1 protein-coding gene is annotated in these 7,697 nt (G+C 48.4%); it reads right to left on the bottom strand.

Features of this window, described 5'->3' with window-relative positions:
• Positions 1-15 precede the first annotated feature (15 nt).
• Positions 16-7,683, bottom strand: coding sequence for a non-ribosomal peptide synthetase (locus LWH95_RS16015; RefSeq protein ID WP_232919968.1), 7,668 nt, complete (start codon positions 7,681-7,683; stop codon positions 16-18).
• Positions 7,684-7,697 lie beyond the last annotated feature (14 nt).

Below are 7,697 nucleotides of genomic sequence, written 5' to 3'. Positions count from 1 at the left end.
TCCCTGTCCGATTTTCTACAATTCTTCCACCAAGCTGGATATGCTGTCCAAATCCTCTGCCGTTAATGATTGACTGCTAAAATCGCTTAGTGTCTTTTCTGCTTTCTGTTTACCGGCGCAATGTTTCATAATGTCCCGCAAAAAGTGTTCAATCCTGTTGATAAGCTGCTCCATTGTGTTTCTATGAAAGCGGGCTGGCGGATAACTAAGATTGAAATGGAGCTTTTTGTCTGCTGCCATTGCACTCATCTCGATGATTTGCTCACGCTTCCATGTATGAGTGATATCCTTTCCGCTCCCAAGACTTGATGGGCGGAAGCTGTCCTGTCTTTCGATGTCGTTGAACTGGCCCAAATAGTTAAAGCTGATGTCAGGTGTTTTTGAAAACGTAATGCTTTTGTTTTCAGGGTGTGTAAGGTATTTCAGCATACCGTAACCTACCCCTTTGTTTGGTATCCGGCCCAGTGTATCTTTAACGGTTTTTACTGCGGTTCCGAGCTCATCCCTATGATTTTCAAAGCTTATGAGTGCCGGGTACATGGATGTAAACCAGCCGACCGTCCGGCTGATATCTAACTCTGGCAGAATGTGTTCTCTCCCGTGTCCTTCCATAGCGATACGGAGCTTGCTTCCGCCTGTCCATTCACAAATCGCCAAGGATGCTGCGGTTAACAGAATATCTTGTGTATCTGTACCATAGGCGTGATTGACGTTCTGCAGCAAAACGGCAGTGTCTGCTTCAGAGAGTGAAAAGCGTATCGAATCCCTTCTGCTGCAGTCGGTGTTCTCATGAAGCGGGATTTCATATGGCAGTTCCGCAGCTTGCTGTTCTTCCACACTTCGCCAATACACCTCTTCACGAATCAGCCTGCTGCTTTGGGCATATTCCTGAATCCGTCTTGCGTATTCCTGGTAGGAATCAGTTTTAGGCGGAAGCTGGATCACTTGGCCTGAAGATGCTTGTTGGTACCCTGCTGACAAATCCTCCAGCAAAATCCGCCATGCCACACCGTCAACGACAAGATGATGGATCGCAAGGAACAAGTAATCTCCTGTCAGTGTTTTAAACCACGCGGCATGTAACAATGGTCCTTCCTGCAAATTGATGCTTTGCTGAAGACCTGCAACTTCTTGTTTGATTTGCGTTTCCCAACCGCTTTCGGACTGTGAAAGATCAGATATTCTTAAACTGTACAGCTGTGATTCCTGAATGCCTTGGTTGATTTGAATCCATCGCCCGTCATCGTTACGATAAACCATCCGAAGCGCATCATGATGCTCCGCCAGTTTTTTTAAGGCTGCTCTAAGGGCGTCTTCAGACAAACGGTCAGAATGGAAAAGCATGACAGACTGATTAAAATGGTGTCGTTCTTCAATATCTTGTGAAAGAAACCATTGCTGAACAGGCGTCCAAGGAACGTCTCCCTGAATGGGGCCTTGTTCTATGATTCTCTCTGTCTTACGGATAAATGGTGATAAGTCTTTTATCTTTGGATGCCGGAATAAATCACTTACCTGCAAGCTTAGCCCATGGCGCCCAAGGCGTGCAGAAACTTGAAGCGCTTTGATTGAATCTCCGCCCAATTCAAAAAACGAATCCTCTATTCCGATCCTCTGGATGCCAAGAACCTCCTGCCAGATCAATGCCAGCTGTTCTTCAAGGTCATCGCGTGGCGGGACGTACGTTTGTTTAGATGCGAAATCTGGTTCAGGAAGTGCTTTCCGGTTCAATTTGCCGTTTGATGTGAGCGGAAGAGTCTCCATTTCAATGATGTACGCCGGGATCATATAATTTGGCAGTGAACGCGCGAGAAGAGAACGCACTTGTTCAGCATTCGTGCCTGCATTTACGCTGATGTAGCCAAACAGCTCTTTGCTCCCTGTCTGGCCTGTACGTGCCAACACAGCGGCTTCTTTGACCCCGTCTATTTGGCGAAGTGCTGATTCGATCTCACCCAGCTCCACCCGATAGCCTCTGACTTTTACTTGATCATCTATACGGCCAACGTACTCAATTGTGCCATCGGGAAGCCAACGCGCCAGATCACCTGTGCGGTACAGTCGATCGCCAGGCGCAAATGGATTTGGGACAAATTTCTCTTTTGTTAAATCAGGACGGCCTAAATAGCCTCTGGCGACGCCATCACCGCCGACACAAAGTTCACCGACAGTTCCGACCGGCTGCAGCATTCCCCATTTATTTAAGATATAAGCGGTGGAATTACCAACCGGCCGCCCGATCGGGATGGAAAGTTCATATGTTTTTTGAATGTGGAAGCATGTCGAAAAAGTTGTATTTTCGGTTGGTCCATATCCATTCCATATCGATACTTCCGGGCAGACATTTCGGATTCGATTGACGTGGCTTGCGGACAAGGCTTCCCCGCCTATAATCAGATGATTCAGCTGTGAAAAGGTTGTCTCATTTTGCTCTGTCAAATGATTGAATAGAGAAGATGTCAACCACATCGTTGTGATCCCATGATGTTCTATGTATCTCTGAAGCTGATAGGAATCGAGAAATACTTCTTTATCGGACAGGTGCAAAGCTGCCCCATTTAGCAACGGTCCAAATATTTCAAATGTCACAACATCAAAACCGATTGATGACGTCATGAGAAGACGGTCTGCAGGTGTAAATGTAATATAATTGCTGTTTTTAACAAGACGAATTACACTTCGCTCCTCAATCATGACACCCTTTGGTTTACCGGTTGATCCAGAGGTATAAATGATATATGCAAGTGAATGTGGCCCTGCTGACGATTCAAAGTTCTTCGTTTCTCCTTGCTTTTGAATATTTTCGATTATGATTTGTTCACATTCAATGTCTAATAGCTGTTTTTCTGTTTTTTCAGATTGAAGGAGTAATGCCGCCCCGCTGTCTGACAGCATATAAGCTATTCGTTCAACAGGCAGATCAGAAGCTATAGGTAGATATGCTCCTCCTGCTTTCAGAATGCCCAGCATTCCCGCTATGAGTTCTGGCGTTCGTCCTGTCAACAAGGCTACAACACGATCAGGCCCTACTCCCTTTCTCTGTAGAAATGAAGCAATTTGATTTGCCCGGCTGTTCAGATCCGCGTAAGTTAATTCTTGTGTATCGCTGACAATTGCAATGGCATTAGGTGTTTGTTCAGCCTGCATTTCAAAGAGCCTGCTGATGGTTTCATTTCTTGGATAATCTATTTTTGTACGATTGAGCTCATGGATAAGGTAATGGGTCTCATCCTCATTTAGTATATTTATTGTTCCGAGAGCGGCTTTGTTGTCTTGGGTGATGGAGAGTAACATATTGATGAAGTATTGAAGCCACTTTTCTATCGTTTTTTTCTTATATAAGTCCGTACTAAATTCCATTTGGAACGTGAGCAAACCGCAGGGCTGTTCGTGAGCATACAGAGTTAAATCAAATTTGGACGTTTGATGCCCGTTGTTTGCTGCAGGTTTGAGATGCAGTTCTTCAAGCTGAATCGATTCCTGATCCATATTTTGAAGAACAAACATCACGTCAAACAGCGGATTCCGGCTCATATCCCGCGTCAATTTAAGCTTGTCGACGAGCTCTTCGAACGGATAATCCTGATGCTCGTAGGCTCCCAATGCTGTGTCGCGCACTTCCTGCAAATACTCCACAAACGGTTTCCCGCCCTCTGGGCGCGTCCGAAGCGCCAGCGTGTTCACAAACATGCCGAGTATCGGCTCAAGATCCTTGTGCGGCCGGCCGGCAATTGGCGATCCGACGATGATATCTTCCTGTCCACTTAAGCGGGACAATAACGCTGTGTAAGCCGCTAGAAGCACCATGTACAGTGTGCTTCCGTTTTCCCGTGCTAGCTTATGAAGGCCTGATGCGGCCTCTTGATCAAGCGTAAATGAGACCTTGTCACCCGCGAAGCTCCGCACCGGCGGGCGGGTATGATCAGCCGGGAGATCCAGCACCGGCAGCTCGCCCTCGAGCTGCTTCAGCCAGTACGCCTCCTGCATCTGGTACGCGTCTCCTTTTTTAAATCCTTCTTGCCATACGGCGTAGTCTTTATATTGAATGTGAAGCACCGGAAGGGTCCGGTTGTTGTAAAGCTCCCCGAATTCCCGAATCAGAATATTGACGGAAACACCATCTGAAATAATGTGATGCATATCAACCAGCAACAGGTGCCGCTCATCTGATGCCTTTACGATTTGGGCACGGAACAGCGGCGCTTGGCTGAGATCAAAGGGCTCGATAAACGCGGCTGCGGCTTCCTGTTCGGTTTGTTCGCCGAGGACTGCTGTCTGTAATGTAAACGGCACCTCGTTATGGATGCGCTGCATCGGCTCGCCGCTTTCGTCCTGTTCGAAGGATGTCCGAAGCGACTCGTGGCGCTTGATTAGCTCTTTAAAAGCCCTGTCCAGCCTTTCGGGGTCCAGCTTCCCTTCCAGCTCTAACACAGCCGGCATATTGTAGGCTGTCCCTCCGTCCTCCAGCTGCTGAAGGACATAGATCCGTTTTTGCGCGGAGGCAACCGGATAGGCCTCGCGCTTTTCAGCCGGCTTCATCGCTTCATATGGACTGTCCGTTCCTTCACGGATAACGGAAGCCAGTCCTTCTACAGTCGGATGGGCAAACACATCTTTCAGCGGCACCTGTACATCGAATTCTTTGGCGATCCGGGAGACAAGCGCCGTTGCTTTTAAGGAATGTCCTCCGCGATCAAAAAAGTTGTCGTGAATCCCGACAGGGCCATTTTTCAGCACGTCCTCCCACAGCTGGGCAAGCTTCATCTCTGTTATATTTCTCGGCGCCGTATAGGTCTCCTCATCTGCCGCTCCGCCAGGAGCTGGCAGGGCGTTTCGGTCCAGCTTTCCGCTTGGCGTAACTGGCCACTGTTCCATCTCTATCATATGGGCTGGGATCATGTATCCCGGTAAAAGTCTCTCAAGCTGCGTCCGCACTTCGTTTCTTCTTAGTCCTTCTGTATAGGCGCATAATTCCGGCTCGCCGCTGTCTGTCCGTACGGTAACGGCTGCCTCTCTGACGCCTTCAATGCTTCTAAGCGCTGCTTCAATTTCTCCAGGCTCGATACGGTAGCCCCTGATTTTGACTTGATCATCCAAACGGCCGAGGAATTCAACATGTCCGTCAGGGAGCCAGCGCGCCAAATCCCCAGTTTTATACATTCGTTCTCCCGGGTAAAACGGGTCCTCAAGAAAACGCTCCTCCGTTAAGGCCGGCCGATTCAAATAGCCTCTGGCCACACCCGCTCCGGCTATGTACAGTTCGCCGGCGACACCGCAAGGCTGTACGGCTAAATGCGCATCTAAAACATACAAACGCGCACCGGGTACGGGATTCCCGATCGGAATCCGCAAGCGATCCCTGTCCCGCTCTGGGTCCAACACGTAAAATGCCGCGTCAACCGTCGCTTCTGTCGGCCCGTAGCCATGAATCAGCGATACCTGCGGCAATAAAGAAGCAAAACGGGCTGCCACATGGGGCGCAAGTGGTTCACCTCCGGCGAATACACGCTTCAGGCTTGTCCCATCACCGAGCGCTTTCATTTCCGCTTGATCGAGAAAGCTGTTCAGCATAGCCGGAATAAAATGAGCCGTTGTCACTTTTTCCTGATGAATGGCTTTTACAATCAATGCCGGGTCTTTCTCCCAGCCAGGCGGAAGCAGATAAGCCGAAGCGCCGGAAAGGGACCACCAAAACAGCTGCCACACAGACGCATCAAAGGAAAAAGAGGTTTTCACCATGACAATGTCATCTTCCTGAAGCGGAAACTGACGCTGCATGCCAGTCAGAAAGGAAACAGCCTGGCGGTGCTCAACCGCTACCCCTTTTGGCTGCCCGGTGGAGCCCGACGTATAGATGACATAGGCGAGAGAGCCGCTGTCAGCAGGAGCAAACACATGGCTTTCTGCTTCTTCGCTCGCAAGGGATGCCATGTCCACTTCAAGCGTCTCCCCGGAAAAGCTCGGTGCGGAACATCCCGGCTGTGCCAGCAAGAGCGCGGCCCCGCTGTCTTTCAGCATGTAGCTCAGCCGCTCCTCTGGATATGCAGGATCAAGCGGCAAATACGCCCCGCCTGCCTTCAAGACAGCAAGTACAGCTATCAGCATTTCAGGTGACCGTTCAGACAGGACACCGACGATGCTTTCCTTCGTGACGCCGCGTGCCGCGAGGCGCGCAGCCAGCCGGCTGGCATACATGTCAAGCTCAGCGTACGTCAGCGAACCGCTGGAAAAGCGGATGGCCGGCCGTTCCGGTGTGACAGCCGCCTGTCGTTCAAACAGACCGTGCAGGGTTGGGGCTTCAGGCGAAACAGATACTGCCCCGTTGTTTTGAGAAACGATTTTCCGTGTTTTGTTCTCATCTAACAATGTCATCTTTGACACGGGGAGAGATGGATCAGAGATGACGTCAGAGACCATGTGCTGTAAATAATCTTTTATCTCGGACATCATGCTTGGTTGATAAGCGCCGGTATGAAAATGAATCCGAACGTACAACGTACGGCCTGGGATCACTTTGACACTGCAGCTATAATTGGTCACCTCTTCCATCTCAAAATCCTTCACGGAGAAATCAAATGATCCAGCCTGATTCAGCCCTTCAATCTCTTGCTGGGTAGGTGTATTTTCAAAGACGATAATATGATCGATAAGCTCTTGTTTGAGAGTACTCTGCGCCTGAATGTCATATAAAGGGAAGTAACTATATGCTTCTGCCTCAGTCATGTCTTTTTGCATCCTGCTGACTAGGTCAGAAAAAGAAAGAGAATCACTTTGGACTCGAATAGGAATGGTATTGATAAAAAGTCCGACCATGTTTTCCACATCTCTTAGCTCAGAAGGTCTGCCTGATATAACGGATCCGAACACAGCATCGCCGCAGCGATTGAATTTTTGAAGCATAATTCCCCATAAAGCTTGGAAAACAGTGTTTAGTGTCGCTCCAGAAGCTGCTGCGATTTTCTGTAATTCGGAGGTTTCTTTTTCAGAAATGGTGAACGTGATCTGCTCTAATGTCCCATCCGGTATTTGATCTGTTCTTTTCGGCAGAGGCGTAGCTTTTTCGAAATGCTGAAGCCTCTTTTTCCAATACTCAGCCGCTTCTTCTCGGTCTTGCTGCATCAGCCATTTAATATACGTCCGGTACGGCTGAACGGGATGCAAATCCGGAAGCTGACCTTTACCCAGCGCTTGATAAATGTGAAGAAAATCTTTAATGACGATGCCTAAACACCAGCCATCCATTAAAATATGATGGTGGCTCCAGATACAGACATAACGATCAGGCGCCCATTTTAAAATAGATATTCTCATCAGTACATCTGTTTGGAGATCGAATCCCCTGGATTTATCCTGCTCTTTGAATGCCTCAGTACAATGTTCTTTATCTCTTTCGTTGAGGTGAGAAATATCTTCAAAATGAACATGGCAATGACGATGCTTGAGCACGACTTGACGGGGTTTGGCTACATTTTTATAGATGAACGCCGTTCGGAAGATTTCGTATCTTTCAAAAACAGCATCCATACTTTTCTGGAAACGCTCCAAGTCAAGCTGTCCATGGATCGTAAAAGAAGCCTGTTCAAAATAAGCTCTTGACTGTTCATCATACAGTGAATGAAAAAGCATCCCTTCCTGCATAAAAGACAAAGGGTATATATCCTGTATTTCGGGTTGCTGCGGCATCAGTGTGAATCTCC

The organism is Bacillus sp. G16 (assembly GCF_021282335.1).
Taxonomy (GTDB): Bacteria; Bacillota; Bacilli; order Bacillales; family Bacillaceae; genus Bacillus; species Bacillus inaquosorum.
Note: the sequence above shows the minus strand (reverse complement) of the source record. Positions and strands in the feature narration are given on the sequence as shown.